At 52.1% G+C, this 15,602-nt stretch carries 12 protein-coding genes; all 12 read right to left on the minus strand.

The genetic code is table 11. The annotated features are described in order from the left end of the window. Positions 1-53: 53 nt before the first annotated feature. A complete protein-coding gene (locus tag LT85_RS17630; RefSeq protein ID WP_038491378.1) occupies positions 54-2,519 on the minus strand; it encodes a sodium-translocating pyrophosphatase in 2,466 nt (821 codons plus the stop codon). 284 nt (positions 2,520-2,803) lie between these two features. Next, on the minus strand, positions 2,804-3,460 hold the full coding sequence (gene adk / locus LT85_RS17635) for an adenylate kinase (protein WP_038491380.1): 657 nt from the start codon (positions 3,458-3,460) through the stop codon (positions 2,804-2,806). Positions 3,461-3,680: 220 nt separating this feature from the next. After that, positions 3,681-4,445, minus strand: coding sequence for a 3-deoxy-manno-octulosonate cytidylyltransferase (kdsB, locus tag LT85_RS17640; protein WP_038491382.1), 765 nt, complete (start codon positions 4,443-4,445; stop codon positions 3,681-3,683). 15 nt (positions 4,446-4,460) lie between these two features. Beyond that, entirely contained in the window at positions 4,461-4,646 is a 186-nt protein-coding gene (locus tag LT85_RS17645; RefSeq protein WP_038491385.1) for a Trm112 family protein, read from the minus strand. After that, positions 4,627-5,679 carry a tetraacyldisaccharide 4'-kinase gene (gene lpxK, locus LT85_RS17650; RefSeq protein ID WP_038491387.1) on the minus strand — a complete coding sequence of 351 codons (1,053 nt, stop codon included), beginning with the start codon at positions 5,677-5,679 and terminating at the stop codon, positions 4,627-4,629. Before lpxK ends, LT85_RS17645 begins: the two co-directional genes overlap by 20 nt. After that, positions 5,666-6,094, minus strand: coding sequence for an ExbD/TolR family protein (locus LT85_RS17655; protein WP_038491390.1), 429 nt, complete (start codon positions 6,092-6,094; stop codon positions 5,666-5,668). The genes lpxK and LT85_RS17655 overlap by 14 nt, the downstream gene beginning before the upstream one ends. A gap of 17 nt (positions 6,095-6,111) precedes the next feature. Then, the gene (locus LT85_RS17660; protein WP_038491394.1) at positions 6,112-6,717 is read right to left on the minus strand and encodes a MotA/TolQ/ExbB proton channel family protein; all 606 of its coding nucleotides are present in this window, start codon (positions 6,715-6,717) and stop codon (positions 6,112-6,114) included. A 997-nt stretch (positions 6,718-7,714) separates the two neighbouring features. Next, positions 7,715-8,593: a hypothetical protein gene (locus tag LT85_RS17665; RefSeq protein WP_038491397.1), complete on the minus strand. Its 879-nt coding sequence runs from the start codon at positions 8,591-8,593 to the stop codon at positions 7,715-7,717. Between the two features lie 143 nt (positions 8,594-8,736). Next, the gene (locus LT85_RS17670; RefSeq protein ID WP_038491399.1) at positions 8,737-10,197 is read right to left on the minus strand and encodes a mechanosensitive ion channel; all 1,461 of its coding nucleotides are present in this window, start codon (positions 10,195-10,197) and stop codon (positions 8,737-8,739) included. A gap of 1,175 nt (positions 10,198-11,372) precedes the next feature. Continuing rightward, entirely contained in the window at positions 11,373-11,606 is a 234-nt protein-coding gene (locus tag LT85_RS17680) for a hypothetical protein (protein WP_038491405.1), read from the minus strand. Between the two features lie 707 nt (positions 11,607-12,313). Then, on the minus strand, positions 12,314-13,510 hold the full coding sequence (locus LT85_RS17690) for a porin (RefSeq protein ID WP_038491410.1): 1,197 nt from the start codon (positions 13,508-13,510) through the stop codon (positions 12,314-12,316). 1,514 nt (positions 13,511-15,024) lie between these two features. Further along, positions 15,025-15,534 (minus strand): Lrp/AsnC family transcriptional regulator, encoded by a 510-nt coding sequence (locus tag LT85_RS17700; RefSeq protein WP_052135290.1) that lies wholly within the window; start codon positions 15,532-15,534, stop codon positions 15,025-15,027. Positions 15,535-15,602 lie beyond the last annotated feature (68 nt).

A 15,602-nucleotide genomic window follows, 5' to 3' on the forward strand; every position in this document is an offset into this window, starting at 1 on the left:
TTGCGGGGGCAGCCCGGATCCCGGGCTAGCCGCCTGCTTTTCCTGCCGCAAGCTCAACGCACACTCACCTCGACCCGCCGTGCCTCGGCATTGTCGCCGCTGCCGGTCGTCACTTGAGGTTTCTCCAGCACGATCGCATCTTCGGCCACACCGGCGATCAGCAGAATGGCTTTGACGCTCTTGGCGCGCTCTTTCGAGATTTCCTCGTTCTTGGCCGGATCGCCAGTTGTGTCGTGAAAGCCGCTCACCACTACTTTGGCATCAGGCTTGGCCTTGGCAGCATCGACTATCACTGCCAGTTTTTCACCGGTATCAGCAGGTGCATCGGACTTGCCCGAATCAAAGTAAATCACAGCGACAGGCGACGATGCCGGCGCCGAAGCGGCGGGAACGTTCTTGTCGATAGTGACTTCAGTAGCTGGCGGCGCGGTGACAGGTACCGGCACCAGAACCACTTCCTGCCTCGTTACGGCCTGGTTCATACCCGAAGCCGGCAACAATGGCACCAGCAGCAAGGCTACGATGTTGATGATCTTGATCAGTGGATTGACCGCCGGACCCGCAGTATCCTTGTAGGGATCGCCGACCGTATCGCCGGTGACCGCCGCCTTGTGCGCTTCCGAACCTTTGCCGCCGTGATTGCCGTCTTCGATATATTTCTTGGCATTGTCCCAGGCGCCGCCGCCGGTGGTCATCGAGATAGCCACAAACAGGCCGGTAACGATAGTGCCCATCAACAGACCGCCGAGCGCCGCCGGACCAAGGATCAGGCCGACCAGGATCGGCACCACCACCGGCAGCAGCGACGGAATGATCATTTCCTTGATCGCCGACGAAGTCAGCATGTCGACCGCCTTGTCGTATTCCGGTTTACCGCTGCCATCCATGATGCCCTTGATGTCGCGGAACTGGCGTCGTACCTCCACCACCACCGCACCAGCTGCGCGCCCCACCGCTTCCATCGCCATCGCCCCAAACAGGTAGGGAATCAGGCCACCGATAAACAGGCCGACGATCACCAGCGGATTAGACAAGTCGAACACAGTACTCTTCCCCACTGAATCGAGAGCATGGGTGTAGTCGGCGAACAGCACCAGCGCCGCCAGCCCGGCCGAGCCGATGGCGTAGCCTTTGGTGACGGCCTTGGTGGTATTACCGACCGCATCAAGCGGATCGGTGATCGCCCGCACCGAATCAGGCAAGCCTGACATTTCGGCGATGCCGCCGGCGTTATCGGTGATCGGACCATAAGCGTCCAGCGCCACAATGATGCCAGCCATCGACAGCATGGCGGTCGCGGCGATTGCAATGCCGTACAGGCCAGCCAGCCAGTAAGAAGCCAGGATGGCGACGCACACGGCCAGTACCGGATAGGCGGTGGATTTCATCGAGACGCCGAGGCCGGCAATGATATTGGTGCCATGCCCAGTCGTCGAAGCTTGCGCGATGTGGCGCACCGGTTTGAAATCGGTGCCGGTGTAATACTCGGTGATGTACACCATCAGGCCGGTGAGAACAATGCCGATGAAGGCGGAGCCCATCATCGGTATCCGTATCGGTGCAGGCAAGACCAGCCAGGTCACCACGGCAAAACCGATCAGGCTCAAAATGGCCGCCCACCACAGGCCGGTATATAGCGCTGACATGATCTTCTTGCCAGGCTTGGCCTTGACCATCGAACAGCCGATGATCGAAGCCAGGATCGATACACCGCCCAAGGCCAGCGGATACAGCACCGCCTGAAGTTCAAAGCCGTGGATCAGCAGCGAACCCAGCAGCATGGTCGCAATCAAAGTCACTACATAGGTTTCAAACAGGTCAGCCGCCATGCCGGCGCAGTCGCCGACATTGTCGCCGACGTTATCGGCGATCACCGCCGGGTTGCGCGGATCGTCCTCGGGAATACCGGCTTCAACCTTGCCCACCAGATCAGCGCCAACGTCGGCGCCCTTGGTAAAGATGCCGCCGCCGAGACGCGCGAAAATCGAAATCAGCGAAGCGCCAAAGGCCAGGCCGATCAAAGGACGGATGATGTCATGCAGCGATAACCCGGACGGTCCGACAAACGCCAGCAGGAACAAGAAGAACAAGGTCACGCCCAGCAATCCCAGTCCCACCACCAGCATGCCGGTAATGGCGCCGCCGCGGAAAGCCACGTCCAGCGCTGGCCCGATGCCTTTGGTTGCGGCTTGCGCGGTGCGCACATTGGCGCGTACCGAAACATTCATGCCGATGAACCCGCAAGCGCCTGACAGCACTGCGCCGACCAGAAAGCCAGCGGCCGTCACCAGCCCCAGTCCGGGTAATAGCGCAATAACGATAAACAACACCACGCCGACAATGGCGATGGTGCGGTACTGGCGCGCCAGGTAAGCAGCGGCACCTTGTTGAATGGCTGCGGCAATTTCCTGCATGCGCGGATTACCGGGATCCTGCTTTAATATCCAGCTACGTGAAACCAGCCCGTAGATAACGGCAATGATGCCACAAGCGACGGCAAACCATAGACTTGATGCCATGTTGACTCCTCCTGTTTTTCGAACGGCTGCACGACAAAATAAGACAATCACACCATTTCACCGGTCTTCGTGAACGCCAACGTGGCGTTTTCGATTCCCGGCCGATACTGCGTAACGCAAAATTTTTCGTCGCCCTTTTATTTTCAGAGAAATGCCTGGGCTGGCGTTGACTTGTTACCGCTCCCGGGTTGCAATCCGAAGCTTGAAGCCTTGGTTGATTCTAAATGACTTTAGCGAACCTTTATTAACTAAAAGAAAAAGCGGACCGAAGTCCGCTTTTTCTTTTATGCTTCCAACGCCGCAAACGCGCTGTCGCGTATTTGCTCGACCGGACCGACGCCGGCAATCTTGCGATACTTGGGCGCGCCTGGTAAACCGGCCTTGGCCCAGTCGCCATAATAATTGACCAACACTTCGGTCTGCTCGTGATACACGGACAGGCGCTTCTTGACGGTCTCTACCTTGTCGTCGTCGCGCTGGATCAGGTCTTCACCGGTGACGTCGTCCTTGCCCTCGACTTTGGGCGGATTGAATGTGACGTGGTAAGTACGGCCCGACGACAAATGCACGCGGCGGCCACTCATGCGCTCGATGATGGCGCTGTCTGGCACGTCGATTTCCAGGACGTAATCAATCGACACGCCGGCTTCTTTCATGGCGTCCGCCTGCGGGATAGTGCGCGGGAAGCCGTCGAACAGGTAACCATTGGCGCAATCCGCCTGCTTCAGGCGGTCTTTCACCAGGCCGATGATGATGTCATCGGATACTAGGCCGCCTGCGTCCATCACCTTCTTCGCTTCGATACCAAGCGGAGTGCCAGCCTTGACTGCTGCGCGCAACATGTCGCCAGTGGAAATCTGCGGAATGTTGAATTTCTCTTTAATGAAAGTCGCTTGCGTGCCTTTACCGGCACCAGGCGCTCCTAAAAGGATGAGGCGCATGTTAAGTCCTAAGGTGAGTTTGTGAATTTATTGTGGCGACGGCGCACAGCTAGCTATGCAGCGACGTCTCCTGAGATGCTTCGCACTTGCAATTCGCACTTGCAATTACTTGTATCACGCTATCTTTGCATGAAACTTACCATACAATTTTACCAAACAGCCAGCCCTGAGAGCGATTTCTGTTGGTTCAACGATAATTTCCCGGTAGTTCCTGTAATTTTCATGTGTTGAAAAAACTGCGCACCCGCTCCAGGTCTTCCGGCGTATCCACCCCGGGAGCCGGCGCTGCAGGCGCAATATGCACTGCAATCGGATAACCGTGCCACAGTACCCGCAACTGCTCCAACGCTTCAATCTGCTCCAGCGGCGAGACGGCCAGGGTCGGATAGGTTTGCAAAAAACCATTACTGTAGGCGTACAGACCGATATGCCGCAACGGCAGATAATCTGCCGGCAATTGTTGTTGCGACTGCGCAAAACCATCCCGATGCCATGGGATCGTCGCCCTTGAAAAATACAAGGCGCGCCCTGCCTGGTTCAACACCACTTTGACTACATTCGGATTAAACGCATCGGCCGCCGAATGTATTGCATGCGCCGCAGTCGCCATCGGCACCTGAGACGTAATATGGGCAGCGGTAGCGGCGATCAGCGCCGGATCTATCATCGGTTCATCGCCCTGCACGTTGACCACCACCGCATCGGCAGCCAGTCCTAGCGCCGCCGCCACTTCCGCGATACGGTCGGTGCCGGATGGGTGATCGGAACGCGTCAAGCGCGCAGCGATGCCATGCTGTGCGCACACCGCCAGGATTTCAGCATGGTCGGTGGCCACGATCACTTGCGCCGCGCCGGACTGCGCAGCACGTTCTGCAGTGCGCACGATCATCGGCTTGCCGCCGATATCGGCCAACGGTTTGTTAGGCAAACGCGTGGACGCCAGCCGCGCGGGAATGATGACCGTGAAAGGCGTGGTCGAACTCACAATATCTCCCACCGCCTAAGCTGCGGGAGCGGCCGGGCTATTCAGGTCGCGCGCCTGGTCAGCCCACATGATCGGGATTCCGTCGCGGATCGGATAAGCCAGCTTGTCGGCATTGCAAATCAGTTCCTGAGCTTTCTTGTCGTGATGAAGCGGCCCTTTGCAGATCGGGCAAACCAGGATGTCAAGCAGTTGAATGTCCACGGAGTTTCTCCAGAATTTGATGTATTTGATGGCCCAGCGAGGCGTCAATCTGCGCCGTCACCGGAACGACCCAGATGCGCGGGTCGTTTTTAATAGAAGCTATTTGCCGACATTTTACTGCATCCTTTTCAGTGATCAGGATCACCTCGGCTTGCAGGGCGGCAAAAGGGTTGTCGGAAAAATCATGATGATCGGGCAAGACCAGGGTCTGGAACACCAGTCCCGCAGCGCTCAGCGTGTTGAAAAAGCGTTGCGGATTGCCGATGCCGGCAGCCGCAGTGATCTTGCGCATCGGATCTTGCAGGCTGGCCAGCATTCTCGTCTGCGTCGGATCGGCCAGTTGTTCAGCCTGATTCCCCTCCAGTTGCATGCGAATCGATGAAGCCGGCATGGACACAGGAATCGATGCCGCATTGACCACGGTAAAGTCGCGCCGGCGCGAAACCGGTTCACGCAATGGCCCGGCCGGCAGCAGCCAGCCGTTGCCTGCGCCACGGGCATCGAACAAGACGATTTCGATGTCCCGCTGCAAACGGTAATGTTGCAAGCCATCATCCGACAAGATCAGATTGACTTCAGGATGAGCCTGCAGCAAGGCTTGCGCCGCCGCCACCCGGTCGCGGCCCACCACCACCGGACATTGCGCACGGCCGGCAATCAGCAGAGGCTCGTCGCCGACTTCAGCCGCCAGCGAGGTCGCGTTCACATGTTGCAGCTGCGGTTGGCCATCGCCGGACTGTGCAGCGTAGCCGCGCGAGATCACGCCGGGGATATAACCGGCCTGGCGTAGCGCCTGCACCAGCCAGATGGTCAGCGGCGTCTTTCCCGTACCGCCGACAAAAATATTACCGACCACGATCACCGGCACCGGCAGGCGCGTGCTAGCCTGCCAACCGCTGGCATATAGACGGCGCCGAAGCGCCGCCAGCAAACCGAACAACAGCGACAACGGCCACAGCAGACATGCCAGCAAGCCGCGCCGCTGCCAGGCAGCGCTCAGGGTAGCTTCAAGCGATGGCTTACTTGTGGCCACTAGTCTGGGCCGCAAACGTGATCTTGTCGAAACCTGCCAGACGCGCAGCTTCCAGCACATTGATCACAGTCTGATGAGTCGCCATGGCGTCGGCGTTGATGATCACCACCGGATCGCCCTTGCCATCGCCCTGCACCGCACTCTTCAGATCCAGCGCCAGCGACGCCGCATCCTTGGAAGACACCTGCACGTTGTTGACCGCATACTGGCCCTGCGGACTGACGGCGACGTTGATCTCTTGCGGCTGCGTCATCGCCTTGTCGGCATCGGCGGTCGGCAAGGTGATCTGCAGCGCGGTGAATTTGCTGTAGCTGGTAGTCACCATCAGGAAAATCACGATCACCAGCAAGACGTCGATGAACGGGATCAGGTTGATTTCAGGGTCTTCACGACCCTTGCCTTTACGAAAATTCATAGTCTTTGTCTTTATTTCTATTTGCGCGCGCCATGCACAGTATCGACAAATTTTACCGCTTGCTGTTCCATGTCCACCACGAAACCGTCCACCAAGGCACGGAAATGGCGATAGAAAATCAAGGCAGGCATCGCAATCGCCAGGCCGAAGCCAGTGTTATACAGCGCCACCGAAATACCGTGGCCCAACTGGGCAGGATCGGCACCTGCGCCGGTAGTCGCGCCAAAAATCTCAATCATCCCGACCACTGTGCCGAACAAACCCATCAACGGCGCCAGCGAAGCAATCGTGCCGAGTGTGGTCAAGAAGCGCTCAAGATCATGTGCAGTCGCCTGCCCCGCTTCTTCAATCGATTCCTTCATCAGCTCGCGCGGCGCATCGACGTTGCGCAAGCCGGCGGCCAGCACGCGGCCCAGCGGCGAATTGGTTTCCAAATTGGTCAGTACTTCGCTATTGATCTTACCGTTGTGATAAACCCGTATCACTTCTTGCAACAATTGCGGCGGCAAAATCCGCGGGCGGCGTAGGTAAACCAGACGTTCGATAATCAATGCGGTGGCAATGATGGAGGCAATTAACAACAACCAGATCGGCCAGCCCGCAGCTTGAATAATGGCAAACAAAAGAAACTCCTTGGTGAGATACGAATTCAGTAGAGCGAATCAGTAGGACGATGTCGATGAGGGGTTCATCGGCATGGATGCAGAATGTAACGTGTTGAAGGCTTGCGGGCAAGCGTGACAAGCATTGCTGAGTAGAAATTTTTAATGCTGTGTTTTGTGTTGCTCAGCCGACGCGCCGAGTTCCGCACATATTATGTGAACAAGATTGTGGACAAGTACTGAAGTCAGAATTTAATCCAATGATTTAAAAGGCTTTTTTTGCTTCGCTTAAAAATTCAGCAGATCCCATCCACATCGCACCTGATAATGACTAATAAAGTCTGTCACGCGATAATAAAGTCTGTCACGAGGGGCTAGGAACCCGTGACAGACCAGAATGACGGAAATTATCTTTAATTTTGGACGTCAGATATTGCCGAAACTAATAACCACATCAAAAATTGATGACAAACAATAAAGTCTATCGGATTATGATTGCGGGCAAAAAAACATGCGCTCGTAAGCATTGTCCAAATAAAACCTCTCATGGTCAGCAACTCCGGACACGTCGCATAGCTTAAGTAAAGCGCATGCAATTACTGTCCGTAGTTTGGCCATTTTCATGCATATCCTCGAATATGCCGTGCACAGCATATTCGAGGATATGGGTAAAAATACCCCATTGGTATTTAGGTATCAATGAATTGGTCCGAAAATACCCGGGCAGGTCAAGGCCACAAACTGACGGCAGACGCCGCGGATAGCTATCATCTTTTGCACTATTGAAGTAGAGACACAATTTGGAGCGATAAATGACTCCAATACGACCGTTGCCGCCACCATCAATCAGGATTCATCCAAAAGCCGGTAATCCATCGCATTTTCTCTCTGCACATTTTGGAGAGAACCTGAATCGTGCTTTCTGAAATTTTACTGAGCGGCATGAATTTGATTTGAGCGATCAGTCATGAACGAATACAAGCCATTTTGGCTACCTCAAATCACAACTCCCACACGTTTAGTTTCTCTGAGTGAGCCAGTGCTCAACGCCGCGATCGTCCACCGGAAAGATCCGTGTCTTCGTTCCAAGACTGGTCAAATCGGTATGGGAATCATCAAGCTTCTTCGGCTTCGACAATTCGCTACCGAATGTCTTCGACGATTTATCCCATTCCAGTCGCCGAAATGAGACATATTCTTTACCAGTCCGATTGAGCGCGACCTCTTCAGGCAACAGATCAGCTAGTTGTTTCCGGCACGCTGTAATGGCGTTGTCCAAGATGAGTTGTTGCGCCTTCTTGCCGTCTTCCGCGCTACCAGTTGCTTCAATTGACTTCGCTATCGTATCAATCAACGCATTCCGCTTCATCATCGGCACGAAACGATAGACGGTCGTCAGCGTCAGTTGTGAAACGCCTTTTCCATCTACCCCTGAAACCAGATACCCCCGCTCGTTCAGTGCAGGCAATTGATTTCCCTTCAGCCAGAAAATCACTGGACGAGATGATAGTGACCGGTGGTCCGTTGGCAGGAAGAGCACGCATACAAGAAACGCCTTCTCGCTGGACGTCAATTTGTCGTATTCGTCCTGCTTAAGACTGAACGTCATATCCAACTCGTGCCTACCAAGCTCGTCCACCAAACCAATATCTCCAGGTCGCGCACGGCGTGACTTGACCTGCACTGCATACGGAAACGGTGTTCGCTGTTCATCGTCCTTCTCTGGCTTAAACGTCTGTCGCAGCACATTTAGCTGATTCGATACAAGCAGGTCAAATCCAAAATCCCCTGGCAACTTAAAAGCTTCAAAGCCAGCACCGAACATCGCAGCAGCTACCAGATATTCAGCCTCAAAACCTTGATACAATCTATCGAAAAATTGCAGATCTTGCGCCATTCCTCCCCCTTATTTTGTCTCGAATCGTCCGTTATGCCAGGCAGAGTGACCGTACCCAAAAACCAGTAGCGACCGTTTATTGAGGTAGGGTCAAAAAGGCCGGATATTACAATCCGGCCTGGCCTTTACTAGACCCAACAGTCCTATTTACCAGTACGATTAAACCAGCGGTCCAGCAGCTTACCCGCAGCTTCACGTCCGCCTAAGCCAAAAGCCAATGCAACAGCAACAGCAATGGCCCCGACTGTCAGTGCAAATGCAAGTTGTACGATTTCGTTGGCGATACCCATCGCACGTAAGCCCATCGCAAATACCAGTCCAAGAATCGCGAACTGTGCAATACGTGCTAATAGTTTGCTACTGTCGTTCTCGGCTTGTTCGATGACTCGTCTCGCCAATCCAGCCAGCCAGAATCCAATGATGAGAATAATACTGCCCATCAGGATATGCGCACCGAACTCTATGAACAACGTCATCACGTCGCGCACCTGCGAGAAACCCAAGCGGTTGGCTGCCTCTACCACGGCAAACAACATGGCGAAGAAAATCACCAAACGTCCAGTCAGCACAGAAGGCAGCAGTTGCCCAGTCAGTATTTTTTCAAGAGCGAGCACTGATGGCAGACTATCCGCGCCGGCAGCAACGAGCAGCTTTTGCATCAGTGTGCTGACGAAGCGTGCCACATAAAAAGTCACGAGAAGAATTACCACGGCTGCAATGATATTAGGCACAGCGCTAAGAAATTGATCCAGCAGATTCGTTGCCGGCCGAGAGATCGCTTCAATTTTGAGCGCATCAAGTGCGGAAATCAATGTCGGCACAAAAATGAAAACGTAGACCACCGTACCTATTAGACTTGAAAGTTTGACTTGGGTCACACTGTCAATACTCTGCACAAACCTGTCGACATCTGCCGCCACCAACAAATTGGTCACCAAGCCGCGCAGGATCTTGGCAAGTAGCCAGCCGACAAATCCAATAACGGCTGCCGCGAAGATGTTAGGTACAATCGCCAACAGTTTGTCAACCATACCCTGTACCGGCGATAGCAGGCCATTCAAATTGAAGGCAGCCAGAATGGCAGGGATGAATATAAGGATGATCAACCAAAATAGCACATCGCCTAAATAGCCACTCATTGGTCGCATGCCAGTCGATTCAGACAATTTACTATCAAGTTTTCCAGCGCGCAGCCCCTTGTTGGCCAAACTACGCAGTAGCGATGCAATGACCCAAGCGACAAGCACCAACACCGTGCCGCCGATGAGATTTGGCAGGTAGCCAATAATCCTGGTGACGAGTTGCGCAAACGGACTGGAAATCGCGTACAAGTTCAGAACATTGAAGATCCCTACCGTAGTAATGAGCAAAATGAGCCAGAACACTCCGCCTGCAATGATAGCTTCGACCCTGGTCCCCTGCTGTCCTGTACTCTCGATGATGCGTTGATCTACTTGTAATGTGCTCAGTAGTTTGCGGGCCGCTGCCCGGGCGATGACAGCAATCAGCCAACCAAGGATCAAGATACCGATAGCTCCGGCGATCTTTGGCAGATAAGCTCCCAACGTACTTTGTAGCGAAATCAAAAAGCCGGATAAATCCATTTCGTTCCCCCGATAAATGAGCGACCTGTCAATGTTTGTTCCACGAATAAAAACCGTAATAAAGCACAATGGACTCTATGACGATAGGCTATGCCTCAACGACTGCTTTATGCTGATTGATAATCAAGCGATCTGGATCTTAAGTGATCTGTCAGTGACATGAATACTTGTGGGCACCTCCGAAGTGGGATTGATTGTAGCTATTGATTGCTGCCGTTACTGGATAAGTTTGGAAACGTAACATCCGATTGACTGCAGAGATAACTAAACCAACATTTTCCATTCAGGAAAATTCAATATTCATAAATTGAGCTCCCCATCTAGCGCCCCCTTCTGCCAGACAGGATCGTCTCCAGCGTCGTCTTCTGGGAACTATGTGTCTTACCTTCACCAGATTCCAATTGTGGAAACGCGCAAATCGGCTGAACCTGCAACAAAGTAGGTAGCTCGTCAATTTTCAGCCCGCTTATTTCATGGATGCTGAGAAGCATTGATGCGCCAATAGGGTGAGTACGATGACGAATTTGACTGACAATTGGATGCGCCACATTCACTAGACGACATAGATCGGCGTCATGTTTCAAACGCAATCTGTCCATCACTATCGTTAACAAAAAATTGGGATCGTCGTGCGCAAAAGGATTGGCCGTATTCTCTACGGGGGAGTTTAAGAATGCCTTTGTATGCTTGCTCAACATAGGTCTCGATATTCATATGGGCATAGCCGGCGTGAAAAAATTTATTCACGTAATGCACAATATGGCTCTTCCTGCACCGTATAGCTTGCTCTAGAATACCAGAATACAAAATGTTCATAATTGTCAATTTAAATTTATTTTTTCAATTTTCATGCATAAATTTTCATTGTCCAATGTTACGCAAGACATGGGGCACCGCCGAGTGCGATAGCAGATCTGTCGGTAGACAATGCGATCACAATCCGCGGTAAACGCGCCTCCGTATTGTATTGTTTTGAAGATTATTTATTCTGGCCGTACGCTGCCTTTACTACAGGGGCGACCATCGATGATAATCAGAGCGGCGAATAACTGGCTTGCAGAACCAGATATCAATGAACCGTGAATTCAGGCGTGAAATGTTCAGCTATGGGCGCATTTATGAGAAGCACGGCTTGTTCGGACGGTAAATTGGCGGACAACAACGAACATCGTTGATCAACCGCTGATCGTCCATCTCCAATACCGATCGGCGAATGTGATATTTCCTGCAGCTTGTTCGCGCTCGATCACGAGGTCGGCAACGCGCATAGAAAGGCGATCTTCGCGTGAAACGCCATAGCGCTCAACCACTGCTTGTATGTCATATTCTTGGAACGAAGCGACTTTCATTCTCCTGGCACACGCATCAATAACTTCATCTGGAATTGTCGCGCCTTGTACGACCAACATACTCATTTTCCTTTCGTGGTGCGCAACGCCATACACGCAGCGCACATCCACATTTTTCTCCCCTTACGGATCAGATAGGATCCTGTAGTGATGTCCGCTTGTCCTCCATGATAAGCACAAAATTTCCTTCCCGTCAGTTGCCCAACGACCTGGGTCAGCCGTGATTTTTTGTTGGCAGGTTCAAAGTGGTCCATCGCAATTCTATTTCCCATGATCGCTTCAGACTACGCTCTGCAATACGTCGCAGACATCTATCTCATACAGTTTTTTGGGAAGAGGAAACGACCATACTAGATCTTGCTTGCTCAAAATCAGCCAACCCTTGAAATACACGGGCTCGATCCGGTTCGGATAGTTCATCAAGCAAGGTCATCATCTGCGACAGCGTAAAAACGGCCGCCATCGACGCCCCACCTCCCCGCATTTCAAAAAAATGTACGGCCGTCAATTACCCGGCCCATTTCAACTGCATGTTGGCCCGTTGAACCTCGTCACTCATTTCAGCTGATGGCCTCATTGTATTTTCGCCTCAGATCCAAGACAGGCTCAGAACAACCATTAAAACGATATTGCCAACAAGGGCAATGCAAGTCGACGTGATCAAGCCGATGATCGTTATATTCTGATACAGAAAATCAGATACGCAATAAAAATGCGGGCCCTAATTTTTAGAGACCCGCATTTTTTCTTAACCCACCTGGATTACATTAGAACTTGTGGCGAATACCAACAGCAACTGCAGTCTGGTTGTTATCTGAACCGGTGCTGTCACCGTAGACGCCAGGATTGATGGCGTCTTTAGCGCGCAGATTCGACACAAATGCATACAGGTCAGTGCGCTTCGACAAGAAGTAGTCTGTGCCCAAGTTGATTTGCAGCAGACGGCCCTTTGTCGGATCACCCAAACCATCATTGACGAATGTCAGCTTGTTGTATTGAACGCTAGCCAGCAGGTGCAAAGGTGCTGTAACAGCGTAGTTTACGCCCAGTTCAAAGATGTCAGCCTTTTTGTTGTTGAAGCTGCCAACAGTGAAGCCGCCTGGTTGCAGAATGCCCGTAGTGACCTGAGTTGGGGCGTATGCCAAAGGTTGTTTAACGCGCGACCAGTTACCGTAAAGTCGGGCAGGACCAACTTGGTAGCTTGCGCCCAGACTGAATGTCTTCAGTGCTGTGTCGCCCGGGTTACCTACACCAGCGAACGAAGCACCCAACAGCGAAACATCACTTGTATTGGTAGTTAATGCATTACCTGTACCCAGTTTCGATTGGTAATAAGCGGCGAACAGACCCAGTGGACCGTTAGCGTATTGACCGCCCAGACCGAACGATTGACCGCTCGAAGTTTGACCAGCTGTTTCGCCGAAGCCATAAATCAGGCTGCCGGTGAACCCGGACAGATCTGGTGTGTTGTAGCGGATCGAGTTGTTAGTGCGTGTGCCTTCCAAACGGTCCAGATTATGGCCGACATTACCAGTAACGCCACCGAAGTCTTGAACCGAAGTCCATTGGCTCACATCGTCCAGGATGTCTGTTTGACGACCCAGCAGGACGGAACCGAAGTTACCACCCAGACCGACCACCGATTTACGACGGAACAGAGCTGAAGAACCATTAGGATCTTTTTGCAATGCGCCAGTATCGTTCGAAAAACCAGCTTCCAATTGGAACAGAGCCTTCAAACCGCCACCCAGATCTTCAACGCCCTTGAAACCCAGACGCGAACCTTGGATGACGCCGGAGTTGACGCTAAATTTGCTGCCAGTTGTACCAGTCGAGGAATTGTAGACTGGATTGGTGTAGACGATACCTGTATCAACGATACCGTAGATGGTGACCGAGCTTTGGGCTTGGGCTGCACCTGCGATTACACCGAGTACGGCCAGCGCGATGAGTGATTTCTTCATTTGACGTCCTTTTATTAGGGGTACTGCGTTTAAAGATCCGCACATCTTGTCGGATGTGACAAAGATAAAGCGTCAATAGATGTAGACGGTTTGTTTGGTCTTTTACAAGAATAAATTTTTGGAAAAGAAATAGTTATTAGTAGATTCTGTTGCGAATAAAACACACGCAAATTTAACATTTACGACGATTTGTCAAAAAAAAACCCATCAACTTTTCAGTCGATGGGTCGAATCCTTAAAACAGTTATACGACGATACTCTTTCGTACGAATCCATACTAACATCGTCTGCTATATTGGCAATCATCGCGCCACAAATCAGCCCCAGTATTTAACTATTTTTAACACTTCCTTTAAACGAGCGATCGAATGAAATTGCACTGAATCCCTAGTGCGAGCCAATAAACGGCAATTACGGATGAAGATCCGAAACAAAGTTACTGGTATTTCACAGCGACACCCGAACTATCAGCCATATTCGGCATGCCAGAATTTCTGTAAGTGCTTCGATCTTCCGCAAAATCCATGCGCTCGGTGGAGTGCATGCCGCCGAATTGCGGAAAATTCTTATGCCAACAGAACGGCCTCATCATGCCCCACCCTCACCTGCATTCAGGTCTGGCGGTACTTTTAAGCCAACAATAGAGATGATGCAAACGATAGCTGCCGAACGCGGTGGACCGAGTCTTTCCGATCAAAGCGCGAGCGCTGACTCAATGCTCCTATTTGAATGCGCGCATGGTCACCACTGGCGAGACAGAGCATCCGCGATCAAAAAGGGAGTTGGTGTCATGCGTGTGAAAAGACGAAAACCCGCATGGAGAAATTTGATCGGGCGCACCAGATCGCTGAGGGGAATGTTTATCTACTAGTTATCTCACTAACCGTACTTCTATGCGTTGGCGGTGCGCACAAGGCCATATGTGGACGGCATCCTCGCATAGCATCATCAATGGGCATTGGTGTAGAGAATGCCATATTAAAAAGCGCCGACTCGGCATCGATCGTATGCAAGAAATCGCAGCAAGGCGCGGCGGGCGTTGTTTGTCGGAAAAATATGATAATGAAGGCACGCATCTAACGTGAGAATGTGAAAGCGGTCACGTATAGCAAGCAATTCCGAGAAATATTCTTGCAGGCCAATGGTGTCGCCAATGTTTTTTAAACCGACCAAGAGTTGGGAACGGACGTAAGCCAAAAACCGTTTCGACTAGAGGCGCTACTCCAACTCATTTAGCAGACATGCAGATTGCGCCATCCGAGTCCTATGATCCCAGTCGTCTGCTAAATGAATTAATCAAAAAACTAGGCCTACACCACGATGTGGTGTAGGCCCGCGCCTTGGATATCCCGGCAGCCTCTACTAAATGTTGCACACATGAGTGACGTAGCGTATGAGAGCCAGCCCGTGAAATATGAATGCCGCTTGCTCGAAGACTGCGCATTATGTGGCGCGCCACATAATGCGCGTACATCAGCATCGCCACTCCGTCTGTGCTCGCCGCTCTGACGTTTTTAGATGGGCAACTGCGTGTTGGAGAAAACCTGCTTAAGAACCATGAAAGTACGGATTTGCCTCACACCGGGCAAGTACAGCAGTTGTTCAGCATGTAGCCGGTTGTAGCTGTCGTTGTCCTTGGTGCGCACAAGCATGAAGTAATCGAACTCTCCGGTGACAACGTGGCATTCAAGGCAGCCGGAGACCTTCTGCACAGCTTTTTCGAAATTGGCAAACGATTCCGGCGTCGACCTGTCCAGAACAATACCGATCATGACCAGTGTTCCTACATCAAGGGCGCGTGGATTAAGTAGCGCCACAATCCCTTTGATCAGCCCCAGTTCCTTGAGGCGTTCCACGCGCCGCAGGCACGCAGGTGCGCTCATATTCACTTTCGCCGCCAACGTAACATTTGATATGGATGCATCACGTTGAAGTATTTTAAGGATGGCACGATCGGTGCGATCCATGGCTTCACCAACAGCATCGGGCGGCAACGCCTCTGAATTTACTTTTATTGCTTTCATATTAGTTATTTCAAAATAAAAATAGGTAATTTAATAAAAATCATATTTTACAGTCGAATTAAGCAAGG

The sequence above is a fragment of the Collimonas arenae genome (assembly GCF_000786695.1).
GTDB classification, from domain to species: Bacteria; Pseudomonadota; Gammaproteobacteria; order Burkholderiales; family Burkholderiaceae_D; genus Collimonas; species Collimonas arenae_A.

Excerpts from the sequence above, each read along its gene's own strand:
- LT85_RS17630 (WP_038491378.1), bottom strand. The coding sequence starts at position 2,519 with ATGGCATCAAGTCTATGGTTTGCCGTCGCTTGTGGCATCATTGCCGTT.
- adk (WP_038491380.1), bottom strand. The coding sequence starts at position 3,460 with ATGCGCCTCATCCTTTTAGGAGCGCCTGGTGCCGGTAAAGGCACGCAA.
- LT85_RS17655 (WP_038491390.1), bottom strand. The coding sequence starts at position 6,094 with ATGAATTTTCGTAAAGGCAAGGGTCGTGAAGACCCTGAAATCAACCTG.
- LT85_RS17665 (WP_038491397.1), bottom strand. The coding sequence starts at position 8,593 with ATGGCGCAAGATCTGCAATTTTTCGATAGATTGTATCAAGGTTTTGAG.
- LT85_RS17670 (WP_038491399.1), bottom strand. The coding sequence starts at position 10,197 with ATGGATTTATCCGGCTTTTTGATTTCGCTACAAAGTACGTTGGGAGCT.
- LT85_RS17680 (WP_038491405.1), bottom strand. The coding sequence starts at position 11,606 with ATGTTGGTCGTACAAGGCGCGACAATTCCAGATGAAGTTATTGATGCG.
- LT85_RS17690 (WP_038491410.1), bottom strand. The coding sequence starts at position 13,510 with ATGAAGAAATCACTCATCGCGCTGGCCGTACTCGGTGTAATCGCAGGT.
- LT85_RS17700 (WP_052135290.1), bottom strand. The coding sequence starts at position 15,534 with ATGAAAGCAATAAAAGTAAATTCAGAGGCGTTGCCGCCCGATGCTGTT.